Origin of the sequence: Caulobacter sp. (assembly GCF_017744445.1) — a bacterium.
GTDB lineage: Bacteria > Pseudomonadota > Alphaproteobacteria > Caulobacterales > Caulobacteraceae > Caulobacter.
In genome coordinates, this window is record NZ_JAGIBH010000001.1 from 337911 (window position 1) to 352843 (window position 14933).

The following is a 14933-nucleotide window of genomic DNA, read 5'->3' on the forward strand; positions in this document are numbered from 1 at the left end:
TTTACAAATGTGAGTTTCTTCATGGCGAACGATCAGGTGCGGATCCGCAAGCTGCCCCTCGAAGGTCGTGCGCGCAGCCGTTGGCGCTGGGTCCCGGTCATTGTCGGGTTCGCGGCGCTGATCAGTGTCGGCGCGGAAGTCATGGCGCGCCACGCTCGCGCCGAGCAGGCGCGGCTGGACAAGATCTGGCGCGTCAGCGGTCCGCCGTGCGCGCCGCTTGACCCGACGATCTTTAGAAGCCTTCGCCGCTACCCGCAGGCCACGCCGTATGACGAGACGCTGTACCGGCGGGTCGGCGGGACGATGACCTGCACGCATCGGGCTGACCGCATCGAGGGGGAGAAGGTCCGCTACTCGGTCTGCAAGTTCAGCGGGGCGGACTATCTGCTCGTCTCGCTGGCCGGGCGCGACCAGTTCTATGACCTGACGGGCGGGCGCTCGGCGGCGATCACGGTGATCAAGAACGAGGTGCGCTGCATGGTGATCCCGCCGTCCAGAATGTGATCGGCTCTTGCGCCTTCGATCATTTCATAGCTAGCTATATAGCGTGCTATGAAATGGAGGTTCGACATGGATGTCGATCTGCTGGCGGGATTTGGCGTGGGGTTCCTGGGCAGCCGGTTGAAACGCCTGGCTGAGCGGATGCAGGCCGACGCCGCCGAAGTGGCGCGCTATCTCGACCTGCCGGTGCAGCCGGCCCAGATGTCGCTGCTGATGACCATCCGCCTGCACGGCCCGATCTCGGTCGGCGAGCTGGCCGAGCGCCTGCAACTGGCCCAGCCCACCGTGACCCGCGCCCTGGGCACACTCAGCGAATTCGTCGAGGCGCGCCCTGTGCCGGGCGATGGTCGCTCCAAGCGCCTGGCCCTCACCGAGGCCGGCGAGGCCCTGCTGGTTCGCGTCCAGACGCAGCTCCTGCCCCGCATCGAGCCGGCGGCCGCCGAACTGGTCGATGGGCTGGAGGGCGACTTCATGCAGGGCCTGGCCAAGGTCGAGCAGCGCCTGGCGCAGGCCTCGCTGCTGATCCGCATCCAGCGCGCCGGCGCGCCGGCCATGTGGGCCCGCGACTTCTCCGACGACCTGGCCGAGGCCTTCTATCGGATCAACGCCGAGTGGATCCAGGACATGTTCGCCCTGGAGGAAAACGACATCGCCCTGCTGTCCAACCCGCGCGAGCTGATCCTCGACAAGGGCGGCGTGGTGCTGTTCGCCGAGACACCCGAGCTGGGCGTCGTCGGCACATGCGCCCTGATGGTCTCCAAGGACGGCTGGGTCGAGCTGACCAAGATGGGCGTGCTGGCCAGCGCGCGGGGGCTGAAGGTCGGCGAATACCTGCTGGCCAAGACCCTGGAACGCGCGGCCAGTCTAGGCATGGACAAGGTCTACCTGCTGACCAACAAAAAGTGCGCGGCGGCCATCCACCTCTACGAAAAGCTGGGCTTCGTCCACGACGCCGAGATCATGGCGAAGTTCGGGGCGCGGTACGAGCGCTGCGACGTGGCGATGTCGTTCGCGGGGTAGTGAAGAAGCGCCCCCTCCGTCACGTCGCCTATCGGCGCCGCGCCACCTCCCCCGCAAGCGGGGCAGGAGGGTGTAGCTTCCTCCTCACCCGTGAAACGGGGGAGGTGGCGCGATGCGGATACGCAGCGTGACGGAGGGGGCGCAATGCTCGTCTAAGCCCCCAGCACCTTCCGCAACGAGGCTTCGATCTGGCCGCCGGACCAGGTGTCGCCGTAGTCCTCGCGGGCTTTCTCGGCGAGCGCCTTCAGCGGGGGCAGCTCGGCGACGCGGCGGGCCAGGGCGGCGGTGTTTGGGGCGGTCTTGTCGAGGATCTGGCCGATCTTCTCGAAGCGTTCGGCCATGGTCGACCACAGCACGGCCGTAACCACGTCGGCGATACCCGGCGCGTCGCCGCCCAGCAGGAAACCCGAGGTCTTTTTCAGGCCGTGGCGGCGTCCCGTTTCCTCCCAGAACGACATCCATTTTTCCAGGCGCGGCTCGAACTCTTTCCAGCGCTCGGCCGTCCACATCTGGCGGCCGCCATCCAGGGTGAGTTCGTCGATGACGTCATTGGCGTCGCAGACGACCTTCAGCGTCAGGGCCTTCAGCGCCGGATCCTTCGGCAGCAGGTCCAGGGTCTCGCCCAGATAGAGGACGACCGCAGGCATCTGGGCGACGGCGACACGGGTCTTGTGGTCGACCAGCAAGGGCGGACCCATGAACGGGATGGGCATGTCCTTGACCGAGCCGGCCATCAGCTCGCCGATCGCGTCGTCGCCGGCCTCGCTCCAGGTCTTGCCGGCGAAGGCCAGGACGCCGCGTACGAACTGGCCGCGGAACGGCGCGGACCAGTAGTAGAGCGTGTAGTCGGACATGGCGGGCTCCTGGAAAGCGTCCGGTGACAACGCCGAGGCGCCGCGTCCGTTCTAGTCGACCTTGCTCAGCACCTTGCGGATCGTCTCGACCATCCGGTCGATGTGGGCCTTCTCCAGGATCAGCGGCGGGGACAGGGCGATGATGTCGCCGGTGACGCGGATCAGCAGGCCCTCGTCGAAGCAGGTCTCGAAGACCTCCATCGCTCGTGCGGTCGGAGCGCCGGGGCGGGAAGCCAGCTCGATGCCGGCGACGAGGCCCAGGTTGCGGATGTCGATGACGTGCTGGGCGTCGGCCAAGGCGTGCATGGCCTCCTGCCAGTAGCCTTCCATGCCGGCGGCGCGGGCGAAGAGGTCGTCCTCCTGATAGGCCTCCAGCGTCGCCAGGCCCGCTGCGCAGGCCAGCGGGTGGGCCGAATAGGTGTAGCCGTGGAAGAGCTCGATCGGGGCGTCGGCACCCTCGAGCATGGCGTCGTAGATCTTGGTCGAGGCGGCGACCGCGCCGCACGGGACGGTGGCGTTGGTCAGGCCCTTGGCCATGCAGATCAGGTCGGGCGTGACGCCGAAGCGGTCGGCGGCGAACGGGGCCGACAGGCGTCCGAAGCCGGTGATCACCTCGTCGAAGATCAGCAGGATATCGTGCTTGTCGCAGATAGCCCGCAGGCGCTCGAGATAACCCTTGGGCGGGACCAGCACGCCGGTCGAGCCGGCCACCGGCTCGACGATGACGGCGGCGATGTTGGAGGCGTCGTGCAGGGCGACGATGCGCTCCAGGTCGTCGGCCAGGTGGGCGCCGTGCTCGGGCTGGCCCTTGGCGAACAGGTTGCCGGGCACGCCGTGGGTGTGGGGCAGGTGGTCGACGCCGGTCAGCAGGGACCCGAAGTACTTGCGGTTGGTCGGGATGCCGCCGACCGAGATGCCGCCAAAGCCGACGCCGTGATAGCCGCGCTCGCGCCCGATCAGCCGGGTCTTGGTGCCCTTGCCGCGAGCGCGGTGATAGGCGAGCGCGATCTTCAGGGCGGTGTCGACCGACTCCGAGCCGCTGTTGGTGAAGAAGATGCGGTCCAGCCCCTCGGGCGTCACCTGCGCCAGGCGCGAGGCGAACTGGAAGGCCAGCGGGTGGCCCATGTTGAAGCACGGCGCGTAGTCCATCTCGGCCGCTTGGCGTTGGATGGCCTCGCGGATCTTCGGGCGGTCGTGGCCAGCGTTGACGCACCAGAGGCCGGACGTGGCGTCCAGCACTTCGCGGCCCTCGGGCGTCTTGTAGAGCATGCCGCTGGCCGACGAGAGCATGCGCGGATGGCTCTTGAACCGCCGGTTCGGGGTGAACGGCATCCAGAAGGCGTCGAGATCGTTGGCGCCGAAGTCGGGCATGGCGGGTGAACTCCTTCCGGGGATTGCATTGTGATCGCAATTGGCCCCCTCTCGTAAAGAGCACTTCTTTCATCCGTCTCTCCGGCGAAAGCCGGGGCCCAGATGAAACCCACTAGGCGCTCAGGCTGAATCTGGGTCCCGGCTTTCGCCAGGAAAACGGGAAGGGAGGGGTTAGATGGTCCAAGTTCGACGCTCCTTGGCGGATTCCCAAGCCGTCCATGACCAGGTGTACGAGGCGATCCGCCAGGCGCTGATCACCGGCCGCATCGCGCCGGGCAAGGGCGTGTCCCTGCGCAGTCTCGCCGCCGAGCTCAGCGTCAGTCCGATGCCGGTGCGCGACGCCGTCCGCCGTCTCGTCGCCGAGCGGGCCCTCGCCATCAATCCGGCCAACAAGCGGCTGTCGGTACCCTCGCTCACCGCCGACCGGCTGGAGCAGCTTTCCCTGGCCCGCCTGTGGGTCGAACCGGAGCTGGCCGCGCGGGCGGCGAAAAACGCTGACACCGGACTGATCCGCCAGTTGCAGGCTATCGACGCCGATGTCGACGAGGCCCTGCGGCTGGGCGATGTCGACCGCTACATGACCGCCAACCACGCTTTCCACTTCGCCATCTACGAACGGGCCGGAGCCGAGGTGCTGGAGGCCATGGCCGGCGGCCTTTGGCTGCAGGTCGGGCCGTTCATGCGGGTGGTGTTCGGCCGCGTCGGGGCCGACGGCCTGGTCGCTGACCGTCATGCCGAGGCGATCACGGCGCTGAAGGACGGTGACGCGGACGGCGCCCGCCGCGCCATCGCCGCTGACCTTTCCGAAGGCATGGACAAGATGCGCGCGGCTGTGGAGGCCGGCCCCTAAGTCGGGTGCTTGACTCCTCCGCATCGTCGTAAACTGTGATCACAATAGTCCGGATTATCCCGCGTGACCTTGCCCGCCGACATCGCCGACCGTCTCTCGCGCCTGGCCCTGCCGGGGCTGGCGATCATCGATGGCCGGCATGAGGAGGCCGCTTCGGGCGCGACCTTCCACAATGTCTCGCCGCGCGACGGGCTGGTGCTGAACCAGGTCACGGCCTGCCAGGGCGAGGACGTGGCCCGCGCCGTCGCGTCCGCCCGCGCCGCCTTCGAGGACGGCCGCTGGCGCGACCAGGGCCCGCGCGCCAAGAAGAAGGTGCTGTTCCGCCTGGCCGAGCTGATGGAGCGCGACGCCGAAGAGCTGGCGCTGCTGGAGAGCCTGGACGTCGGCAAGCCGATCAGCGACGCCCGCAATGTCGACGTGCCGCTCGCGATCGGCACCTGCCGCTGGTACGCCGAGGCGCTGGACAAGGTCTATGGCGAGGTCGGCGCCTCGCCGGTGGATCGCTTGAGCTACGCCGTCCACGAGCCGCTAGGCGTGATCGGGGCTATCGTGCCGTGGAACTTCCCGCTGCACATGGCGATGTGGAAGGTCGCGCCGGCCCTGGCCATGGGCAATTCGGTGGTCCTGAAGCCCGCCGAGCAATCGCCGCTGACGGCGCTGAAGCTGGGCGAGCTGGCGCTGGAAGCTGGCCTGCCGCCGGGCGTTCTGAACGTCACCCCCGGCCTGGGCGGCGTCGCCGGCGAGGCGCTGGCCTTGTCCAACGACGTCGACATGATCGCTTTCACCGGCTCGGGTCCGGTGGGCCGCAAGCTGATGGAATATTCCGCCCGCTCGAACCTCAAGCGGGTCAGCCTGGAGCTGGGCGGCAAGTCGCCCCAGATCGTCTTCGCCGACTGTCCCGACCTGGACGCCGCCGCCCAGGCCGCCGCCTGGGGCGTGTTCTATAACCAGGGCGAGGTCTGCACCGCCGCCTCGCGCCTGCTGGTCGAGGCCTCGATCAAGGACGCCTTCCTGGAGAAGGTCGTGGCGGTCGCCAAATCGATGGTCGTCGGCGACCCGCTGGACGCCTCGACCCAGTTCGGCGCCATGGTCAGCGAGCGGCAGATGAACACCGCCCTGGACTACATCGCCACCGCCGACAGCCAGGGCGCGCGGCGGGTGCTGGGCGGTGCGCGGGTGCGCCAGGAGAGCGGCGGCTTCTATGTCGAGCCGACCATCTTTGACGGGCTGGAGGCCGACCACACCCTGGCCCGCGAGGAGGTGTTCGGCCCGGTGCTGGGGGTGATGAGCTTCAAGTCCGAGGACGAGGCCATGCGCCTGGCCAACGACACGGTCTATGGCCTGGCCGCGGGCCTTTGGACCTCCGACATCAACCGCGCCCTGCGCGGGGCCAAGCGGCTGAAGGCGGGGCTGGTCTGGGTCAATGGCTGGGACGCCTGCGACATCACCATGCCGTTCGGGGGTTTCAAGCAGTCGGGTTTTGGCCGCGACCGCAGCCTTCATGCGTTGCACAAGTACGCCGACCTGAAGTCGGTGTCCGTGACGCTGAGGTAGCCCCCATGACCCTGAATCTCGTTGAAACCGAAGCCTTCATCGACGGCCTCTGGATCGAGGGGGGCGACACCTTCGAGGTGCTGAACCCGGCCGACGGGACGGTGATCGCCAAGGTCGCCGACCTGGGCGCGGGCGAGACGCGGGTGGCGATCGAGGCCGCCCATCGGGCCTTCCCGACCTGGGCCGCCAGGACGGCGAAAGAGCGCGGCGCGATCCTGCGCAAGTGGAGCGACCTGATGCTCGCCCACGCCGACGACCTGGCCCGGCTGATGACGGCCGAGCAGGGCAAGCCGCTGGCCGAGTCGAAGGGCGAGGTCGCCTATGGCGCGGCGTTCATCGACTGGTTCGCCGACGAGGCCAAGCGCGCCTATGGCCACACCATCCCGACCCCGATGCCGGGCAAGCGGCTGGCGTCGATCAAGCAGCCGGTAGGCGTGTGCGCGGCCATCGCGCCGTGGAACTTCCCGATCGCCATGATCACCCGCAAGGTCGGTCCGGCCTTGGCCGCCGGCTGCACGGTGGTGGTCAAGCCGGCCGCGGAGACGCCGCTGTGCGCCCTGGCCATCGCCCGACTGGCGGTGGAGGCGGGCGTGCCGGCCGGCGTGCTGAACGTCGTCACCGGCAAGGACTCCAGCGCCATCGGCAAGGCGCTGTGCGACGATAGCCGGGTGCGCAAGCTGTCGTTCACCGGCTCCACGCCGATCGGCAAGATCCTGTACCAGCAGTGCGCCGGCACGATGAAGAAGCTCAGCCTGGAGCTGGGCGGCAACGCGCCCTTCATCGTCTTCGACGACGCCGACCTGGAGGCCGCCGTCGACGGCGCGATCGCCAGCAAGTACCGCAACACCGGCCAGACCTGCGTCTGCGCCAACCGCCTGATCGTCCAGGCCGGCATCCACGACGCCTTCGTCGCGCGGCTGGCCGAGAAGGTCGCGGCGATGAAGGTCGGGCCGGGGACGGGCGAGGGCGTCGTCATCGGCCCACTGATCAACGACAAGGCCATCGCCAAGGTCGAGAGCCTGGTGCGCGAGGCTGTCGAGGGCGGCGCCAAGGTGGTCGTCGGCGGCGACCGCCATGACCTGGGCGGGCTGTTCTACCAGCCCACGGTGCTGAGCGGCGCGACGCCGGACATGCGCCTGTTCCAGGAGGAGATCTTCGGCCCCGTCGCGCCGGTTGTGAAGTTCCATACGGAAGAGGAAGCCATCCACCTGGCCAACGCCACGCCGTTCGGCCTGGCCTCGTACTTCTACAGCAAGGACGTCGCCCGTTGCTGGCGCGTGGCCGAGGCGATCGAAGCGGGCATGGTCGGCATCAACGAAGGTCTGATCTCCACCGAGGTCGCGCCGTTCGGCGGGGTCAAGGAAAGCGGCCTGGGCCGCGAGGGCTCGTCCGAGGGTTTGGACGAGTACATGGAGACCAAATACCTGTGCTTCGGCGGGGTCGGATGATCGCCGAGCTGACCCGTCCTCTGTCCGACCTGCTGGCCGACGAGCGCGCCCGGTTCGTGGCCGAGCATCCGCGCTCGGTCGCCATGGCCAAGGCCGCCTCGGCGGTCTGGCGCGGCGGGGCGCCGATGCACTGGATGAACGACTGGGCCAGCCCGTCGCCGATCTTCGCCGCCCAGGGCGTTGGGGCGCAGGTCACGGATGTCGACGGCAAGCTCTATGACGACTTCTGCCTGGGCGACACGCCGTCGATGTTCGGACACGGCGACGCCTCGGTGGCGGCGGCCGTCGCCGACCAGATCAAGCGCGGGGCGGGCTTCATGCTGCCGACCGCCTCGGCGGTGATCGTCGGCAAGCTGCTGGCCGAGCGGTTCGGCTTGCCGCTGTGGCAGGTGGCGACCACGGCCAGCGACGCCAACCGCGCGGCGATCCGCTGGGCAAGGGCGGTGACGCAGCGGCCGGTCGTGCTGGTGTTCGACGGCTGCTACCACGGCATGGTCGAGGACGCCTTCGTGGTGCTGAAGGACGGGCAGGGCGTGATGAAGCCGGGCCTGCTGGGTCAGGTCCACGACCTGACCGCCACTACCCGCGTTGTGCCTTTCAACGATCTCGCAGCGCTCGAAGCGGCCCTGGCGCCCGGCGACGTCGCCGCCGTGCTGGCCGAGCCGGTGATGACCAACTGCGGCATGATACTGCCAGAGCCCGGCTTTCACGACGCCTTGCGGAAGCTGACCCGAGACGCCGGGACCCTGCTGATCATCGACGAGACCCACACCATCTCGACCGGCCCCGGCGGCTACACGCAAGCCTACGACCTGGAGCCCGACGTCTTCGTCCTGGGCAAGGCCGTCGCCGGCGGCGTGCCGGCCGCGGTCTGGGGCGTCACCGCCGAGCTCTCGGCGCGGATGGACGAGGCCCAGGCGCGCATCGGTCCGGGCCAGTCCGGCATCGGCACCACGCTGTCGGGCAACGCCCTGGCCATGGCGGCCATGCGGGCCATGCTGTCGGAGGTGATGACCGACGCGGCCTACACCTGGATGTTGACCGGCGCGGACCGGCTGGTCGCGGGCCTCCAGGCCGTGATCGCCGCCCGCAAGCTGCCCTGGTCGGTGGCCCATGTCGGCGCCCGCGTTGAACTGGTCTTCGCCGATCCTCCACCGAAGAATGCCGCTGAGATGCGGAAAGTGCTGGACCATGAGGCGGTTGAAGCGCTGCACTTGTGGCTGATCAACCGGGGCGTCCTGATCGCGCCCTTCCACAACATGATGCTGGTCTCGCCCGTCACCGACGGCGCGGCGATCGACCGGCTGGTCGCGGCCGTGGACGGCTTCGCGGCGGCGATGGGGGACGCATGACAAAACTTCCGCTCATCCCCGCGAAAGCGGGGACCCAAGCCGAGGTTCGGATTTCGCGCAGTGCTCAAGCTGGCAAGGTCGCTTGGGTCCCCGCTTTCGCGGGGAAGATCGGTGTTGGGGGGATTGGCGAGTGAGTATGGTGGCTGATCCCAAGGAATGCCGGGATTTCCTGGCGGCCAATCCGCAGGTGCGGTTCGTCGACGTGTTCTTCACCAGCATGACCGGCGTGCCGCGCGGCAAGCGGCTGCGCGTGCACGAACTGGAAGCCATCTACGAATACGGCCGCTTCCTGCCGGGCTCGATCCTGGTGGTCGACATCAATGGCGCCGACTGCGAGGACACCGGCCTGGTGTGGGAGGACGGCGACGCCGACCGCCGCGCGCGGCCCGTGCCGGGCACCCTGACCCTGGCGCCGTGGCTGGGCCCCGACGTCGCCCAGGTGATGCTGTCGCTGTACGAGCTGGACGGCACGCCCAACGACCTTGACCCGCGCCACGTGCTGCAACGGGTGCTGGATCGCTACGCCGCCGATGGCCTCACCCCGGTCGCGGCCTGCGAGCTGGAATATTACCTCGTCGACCTGGAGCGCGGCCCCGGCGGCGAGCTGCTGCCCGCCAAGTCGATGCAGACCGGCCTGCGCCCCAGCGGCATCCAGGTCTACGGCCTGCCCGAGCTGGAAGGCCACGCGCCGTTCCTGCGCGAGCTGTGGGACACCGCCGACGTGATCGGCGTGCCGCTGGAAGGTGCGATCTCGGAGTTCGCCCCGGCCCAGGTCGAGCTGACCCTGAAGCACAAGCCAGATGCGCTCCGGGCCGCCGATGACGCGGTGCTGTACAAGCGCATGGCCAAGGGCGTGGCCCTGCGTCACGGCGTCGAGGCGACCTTCATGGCCAAGCCGTGGAGCGACCGCGCCGGCAACGGCTTTCACGTCCATCTCAGCGTCAACGACGCCGACGGGAACAACCTTTGCGCCGCCGAGGACCTGGAGGGCTCGCCCCTGCTCAAGCAGGCCATCGCCGGCATGAAGGTGCTGCTGGGCGAGGGCATGGCGATCCTGGCGCCGAACGCCAACAGCTATCGCCGCTTCAAGGCCAACAGCTATGCGCCGGTGGCTCCGACCTGGGGCGTCAACAACCGCACAGTCAGCCTGCGCGTGCCGGCCGGCCCTCCCAAGACCCGCCACGTCGAGCACCGCGTCGCCGGCGCCGACGGTAACCCCTACCTCGTCCTGGCGGTGCTGCTGGCCAGCGCCCACCACGGCATCGCCAACAAGCTGGACCCCGGCCCGGCGGTGGTCGGCGACGGCTATGCGGCGGCGGCCAAGGAGAACATCCGGCTGCCCAGCAACTGGTTCGCGGCGGTCGATCTGTTCGAGAAGTCGGCCGTGCTGCGCGACTACCTCGGCGATCGCTTCGTGGACATGTTCGTCTCGGTCAAGCGCACCGAACAGGCGCGCTTCTTCGAGGTCGTCACCGAACTGGATTTCGACTGGTACCTGCGTAACGCCTGACAACAACTGCCCAACAACGGCAACGAAACATGAGGGAGTTTCGGATGAGCGGATATCGGAACGGCGGAGCCTCGCGGCGCTCGCTGCTGACGGCCTTCGGGGCGGCGGCGATCGGCTTCAGCTTCACGGCCTGCGGCGAGAAGCCCAAGGCTGCCGGTGCGGGCGGCGAAGAGCCCAAGCTGAACTTCTACAACTGGGACACCTATATCGGTGAGACCACGTTGGGCGACTTCAAGAAGGCGTCCGGCATCGACGTGAACATGAGCCTGTTCGCGACGAACGACGAGCTGTTCGCCAAGCTCAAGGCGGGCAATCCGGGCTTCGACGTCATCGTGCCGTCGAACGAGTTCGTGACCCGCATGGGCCAGGCCGGCATGCTCGAGCCGCTGGATCACGCCAAGATCCCGAACATGAAGAACATCGACCCGTCCTTCCTGAACCCGGACTTCGATCCGGGGCGGAAGTATTCGATGCCCTACACCTGGCTGCTGCTGGGCATCGGCTATCGCAAGAGCAAGGTCGATGGGGTTCCGGACAGCTGGAAGTGGCTGTTCGACAGCGACAAGTACAAGGGCCGCATCGCCCTGCTGTCGGAAAGCGCCGACCTGGTGCGCCTGGCGGCCAAGTATCTGGGCCACTCGGTCAACGACATCCCGGCCGACATGATCCCCAAGATCGAACAGATGCTGATCAAGCAGAAGCCGTTCGTGAAGGCCTTCCACGACGACAACGGCCAGGACCTCTTGGTCTCGAAGGAAGTCGACCTGGTCCTCGAATACAACGGCGACATCGCCCAGGTGATGAAGGACGACCCCGACATCGACTTCGTGGTGCCCAAGGAAGGCTCGCTGATCAACAGCGACACCCTGTGCATCCCGAAAGGCGCGCCGCGTCCCAACAACGCCCACGCCTTCATCAACTACCTGCTGGACGCCCAGGCCGGGGCCGAGATCACCAAGACGATCCTGTACCCGACCCCGAACGCGGCGGCCAAGGCGCTGATGCCGGAGGAGTACCGCGAGAACAAGGTCATCTTCCCGCCGGCGGACGTGATGGCCAAGTGCGAGTACGGCGCGTTCGAAGGGGCCGAGAAGGCGAGTTTGTACGAGGAAGTCATCACGCGGGTGCGGGCGGCTTGATCCGAAAAAAAGCTGTCATCCCGGCCAAGCGCGTAGCGCGCCGAGCCGGGACCACCGGAAGCTCAGCGTTTCCGGCGGTCCCGGGTCTCCGCTGCGCTCCGCCCGGGATGACAATTTTGGGAGTGGGGAATGGAGCAGAGCTGGAAACAGGCGAAAGCCGTCTTCGCCGCGGCGCTGGGACCGCCGCTGGTGTGGCTGGTGCTGTTCTTCCTCGCGCCCATGGCCATCGTCTGGGCCTACAGCTTCGGCCACAACGCCGGCCTGACCGAGATCGCCATCACCGGCACCTTCGGCAACTACGCTCGCGCGATCGAGCCGCTGTACCTGAAGATCTTCCTGAAGTCGGCCTGGGTGGCGGGCCTGACCACGGGTCTGTGCCTGGTGATCGGCTTCCCGGTCGCCCTGGCCATCACCTTCGCGTCCGACAAGGCCAAGACCTGGCTCTTGCTGCTGATCATGCTGCCGTTCTGGACGAACCTCTTGATCCGCACCTACGCCCTGATCGCCGTGCTGCGCACCGAGGGCTATGTGAACCAGAGCCTGGAATGGCTGTGGAAGGGCGGCGGGACCTTGGCGGCGATGGTCGGCCTCCAACCGCTGGGCGACTTCCAGCCGCTGGAGCTGCTGCACAACAATTTCGCGGTGATCCTGGGGCTGGTCTATGTGCACCTGCCCTTCATGGTGCTGCCGCTCTATTCGGCCCTGGATCGCCTGGACAAGTCGCTGCTCGAGGCCAGCCTCGACCTGGGCGCCGGGCACCTGCGGACCCTGTTCAAGGTGGTCGTGCCGCTCGCTTTGCCGGGCATCGCCTCGGGCGTGCTGATCACCTTCATCCCGGCGCTGGGCGCCTATCTAACGCCCGACCTGCTGGGCGGTCCCGACAGCCAGATGATCGCCAACGTCATCGAGCGCCAGTTCAAGCGCGCCAATGACTGGCCGTTCGGCGCGGCCATGTCGTTCGTGCTGATGTACCTGACCTTCATCGCCATCGCGATCCAGGCGGTCCTGGCCAAGAAGACGCCGGAGGGGAAGGCATGATGGCCCTCAATCCGTTCTTCCCGGCGAAAGCCGGGACCCAGATTCAGCCTGAGCCTTTGGGGTGTTCGCGCCTTTCGATCGTGTCCGCAGGCCAAGCGCCTGTGGGTTCGATCTGGGCCCCGGCTTTCGCCGGGGAGACGGGGAAGGGGATTGCTCGTGGCTAGACGGTCTCCCCCCGGTCCCCTGGAATACCTCCGCCGCTGGCAGATGCAGGCCTGGCTGGCCGCCGTGGCGATCTTCCTCTACGCGCCGCTGATCGCGCTGATGGCGTTCAGCTTCAACGACAGCAAGCGCAACATCGTCTGGAAGGGCTTCACGCTCAAATATTACGACAAGCTGTTCAACGATTCCGCCCTGCTGGAGGCCTTCGGCAACAGCTTGACCATCGCGGCGGTGTCGACGGTGCTGAGCCTGCTGCTCGGTGCGGCGGCGGCCCTCGTTTTGTGGCGTTTCCGCTTCCCCGGCAAAACCGCCCTGGACGGAGCCCTGGCCCTGCCGATCGTGGTGCCCGAGATCTGCATGGGCGTGGCGATGCTGGTGTTCTTCGCCCGGGTCATGCCCTGGCCGCAGGGGTTGCCGTGGCCGCTGAACCTGGGGGCGATCATCATCGCCCACGTGTCGTTCTCGTTCCCGTTCGTGGCGGTGGTCGTGCGCGCCCGCATGGCCAGCTTCAACCGCGAGATGGAGGAGGCGGCCCGCGACCTGGGCGCCGGCGAGTTCCGCACCATCAAGGACGTGATCCTGCCGCACATGGCGCCGTCGCTGGTGGCCGGCGCGCTGCTGGCCTTCACGCTGAGCCTGGACGACTTCGTCATCACCTTCTTCACCGCCGGTCCCGACACGGTGACCTTCCCGGTGAAGGTCTATTCGATGGTCCGCTTCTCGGTGACGCCGGAGGTCAATGCGGCCTCGACGGTGCTGATCGTGCTGACCGTGCTGCTGACGGCGGCGGCGTTGAAACTGCAAGGGGACCCGGCCGCGACCGCGGGGCATGGGGCGGGGGACGCTAAATGAGCGTTTCCTCTATCCCGATCTTCCCGGCGAACGCCGGGACCCAGATTCAGCCTGAGCTTTTGCCCTTCCTGGCGCCTCCCAGCCCTACGATCTGGGCCCCGGCTTTCGCCGGGGAAGTCGGGATTTTGTGTGTCGGGGGATATTCGGAATGACCGCAAAACCCATCATCACCTTCGAAGGCGTCACCAAGCGCTTCGGCAAGCTGGCGGCGGTCGACAACGTCTCGCTGACCGTCAACGAGGGCGAGTTCTTCGCGCTGCTGGGCCCGTCGGGCTGTGGCAAGACCACCCTGCTGCGCATGCTGGCCGGCTTCGAGACGCCGACCGAGGGCCGCATCCTGATCGACGGCCAGGACATCGTGAGCGTGCCGCCCAACAAGCGGCCGGTGAACATGGTGTTCCAGTCCTACGCCGTGTTCCCGCACATGACCGTGGCCGACAACGTCGCCTACGGCCTGGTGGTCGACAAGGTCGGCAAGGCCGAGCGCGATCGCCGCGTCGAGGAGGCCTTGGATCTGGTCCAGCTGGGCGGCTATGGCGGCCGCAAGCCAGACCAGCTGTCGGGCGGCCAGCGCCAGCGGGTGGCCCTGGCCCGGGCGCTGGTGAAACGTCCGCGCGTGCTGCTGCTGGACGAGCCGCTGTCGGCCCTGGACGCCAAGCTGCGCGAGCAGATGCGCACCGAGCTGTGCACCCTGCAGGAGAAGGTCGGCATCACCTTCATCATGGTCACTCACGACCAGGACGAAGCTCTCGCGCTCGCGACCCGCTGCGCGGTGATGAGCAAGGGCCTGCTGCAGCAGGTGGCCTCGCCCAATGACCTCTATGAGTTCCCCAACAGCCGGTTCGTGGCCGACTTCATTGGCCAGGTGAACCTGTTCGAGGGCGTGCTGGCCGTCGACGAGCCCAGCCATGCGGTGATCAAGTCGCCCGACCTGCCGGTCGACATCTTCCTGGACCATGGCGTCACCGGCGCCCGCGGCGGCACGGTCTGGGCGGCGATCCGTCCCGAGAAGATCGAGCTGCACAAGAAGGACGGCGATACCCCGCCCAATCTCGGCGACTGCCCGCAGGGGACCAACGCCATCGCCGGGGTGATCAAGCACGAGGCCTATCTGGGCGGCTCGTCCACGTACGAAGTGGAGATCGCCGGAGGACGTCGGATCAAGGTCCAGCGCTCGAACCTGACCCGCTGGGATCAGGAGGACTTCAAGCTGGGCGAGACCGTGTGGCTGTGCTGGCACGCGTGTTCGCCGGCGGTTTTGCTTTCATGAGACCCCCCCTCC

Annotated in this window: 14 protein-coding genes; 11 read left to right on the top strand and 3 right to left on the bottom strand. The window is 67.7% G+C overall.

Going from position 1 to position 14933, the window contains the following annotated elements; all coding sequences use genetic code 11:
* Nucleotides 1-21: 21 nt before the first annotated feature.
* Nucleotides 22-504, top strand: a complete 483-nt coding sequence (locus J7528_RS01700) for a hypothetical protein (protein ID WP_291870701.1) — start codon at nucleotides 22-24, stop codon at nucleotides 502-504.
* A 66-nt stretch (nucleotides 505-570) separates the two neighbouring features.
* Nucleotides 571-1521, top strand: a complete 951-nt coding sequence (locus tag J7528_RS01705; protein WP_291870703.1) for a bifunctional helix-turn-helix transcriptional regulator/GNAT family N-acetyltransferase — start codon at nucleotides 571-573, stop codon at nucleotides 1519-1521.
* Nucleotides 1522-1549: 28 nt separating this feature from the next.
* Here J7528_RS01705 and J7528_RS01710 read toward each other — a convergent pair whose 3' ends face one another.
* The 3 genes from J7528_RS01710 to J7528_RS01720 are packed head-to-tail and all read right to left on the bottom strand — an operon-like array spanning nucleotide 1550 to nucleotide 3746.
* Nucleotides 1550-1666, bottom strand: a complete 117-nt coding sequence (locus tag J7528_RS01710) for a hypothetical protein (protein WP_291870705.1) — start codon at nucleotides 1664-1666, stop codon at nucleotides 1550-1552.
* A 7-nt stretch (nucleotides 1667-1673) separates the two neighbouring features.
* Nucleotides 1674-2375, bottom strand: a complete 702-nt coding sequence (locus tag J7528_RS01715; RefSeq protein ID WP_291870707.1) for a glutathione S-transferase family protein — start codon at nucleotides 2373-2375, stop codon at nucleotides 1674-1676.
* 51 nt (nucleotides 2376-2426) lie between these two features.
* The gene (locus J7528_RS01720; RefSeq protein WP_291870709.1) at nucleotides 2427-3746 is read right to left on the bottom strand and encodes an aspartate aminotransferase family protein; all 1320 of its coding nucleotides are present in this window, start codon (nucleotides 3744-3746) and stop codon (nucleotides 2427-2429) included.
* Between the two features lie 175 nt (nucleotides 3747-3921).
* Here J7528_RS01720 and J7528_RS01725 point away from each other — a divergent pair, with 175 nt between their 5' ends.
* The 9 genes from J7528_RS01725 (at nucleotide 3922) to J7528_RS01765 (ending at nucleotide 14921) form a co-directional block, all read left to right on the top strand.
* Nucleotides 3922-4596 carry a GntR family transcriptional regulator gene (locus J7528_RS01725; protein WP_291870711.1) on the top strand — a complete coding sequence of 225 codons (675 nt, stop codon included), beginning with the start codon at nucleotides 3922-3924 and terminating at the stop codon, nucleotides 4594-4596.
* 63 nt (nucleotides 4597-4659) lie between these two features.
* The gene (locus J7528_RS01730; protein WP_291870713.1) at nucleotides 4660-6150 is read left to right on the top strand and encodes an aldehyde dehydrogenase; all 1491 of its coding nucleotides are present in this window, start codon (nucleotides 4660-4662) and stop codon (nucleotides 6148-6150) included.
* 5 nt (nucleotides 6151-6155) lie between these two features.
* Nucleotides 6156-7598 carry an NAD-dependent succinate-semialdehyde dehydrogenase gene (locus tag J7528_RS01735; protein ID WP_291870715.1) on the top strand — a complete coding sequence of 481 codons (1443 nt, stop codon included), beginning with the start codon at nucleotides 6156-6158 and terminating at the stop codon, nucleotides 7596-7598.
* Entirely contained in the window at nucleotides 7595-8950 is a 1356-nt protein-coding gene (locus J7528_RS01740; RefSeq protein WP_291870717.1) for an aspartate aminotransferase family protein, read from the top strand. Before J7528_RS01735 ends, J7528_RS01740 begins: the two co-directional genes overlap by 4 nt.
* Before the next feature lie 136 nt (nucleotides 8951-9086).
* Nucleotides 9087-10460, top strand: a complete 1374-nt coding sequence (locus J7528_RS01745; RefSeq protein WP_291871298.1) for a glutamine synthetase family protein — start codon at nucleotides 9087-9089, stop codon at nucleotides 10458-10460.
* Nucleotides 10461-10489: 29 nt separating this feature from the next.
* On the top strand, nucleotides 10490-11599 hold the full coding sequence (locus tag J7528_RS01750; protein ID WP_291870720.1) for a spermidine/putrescine ABC transporter substrate-binding protein: 1110 nt from the start codon (nucleotides 10490-10492) through the stop codon (nucleotides 11597-11599).
* 129 nt (nucleotides 11600-11728) lie between these two features.
* Nucleotides 11729-12637 (top strand): ABC transporter permease, encoded by a 909-nt coding sequence (locus J7528_RS01755; RefSeq protein ID WP_291870722.1) that lies wholly within the window; start codon nucleotides 11729-11731, stop codon nucleotides 12635-12637.
* Between the two features lie 207 nt (nucleotides 12638-12844).
* Entirely contained in the window at nucleotides 12845-13651 is an 807-nt protein-coding gene (locus tag J7528_RS01760) for an ABC transporter permease (RefSeq protein WP_291871299.1), read from the top strand.
* Nucleotides 13652-13778: 127 nt separating this feature from the next.
* A complete protein-coding gene (locus J7528_RS01765) occupies nucleotides 13779-14921 on the top strand; it encodes an ABC transporter ATP-binding protein (protein WP_291870724.1) in 1143 nt (380 codons plus the stop codon).
* The last annotated feature ends 12 nt before the right edge of the window (nucleotides 14922-14933 follow it).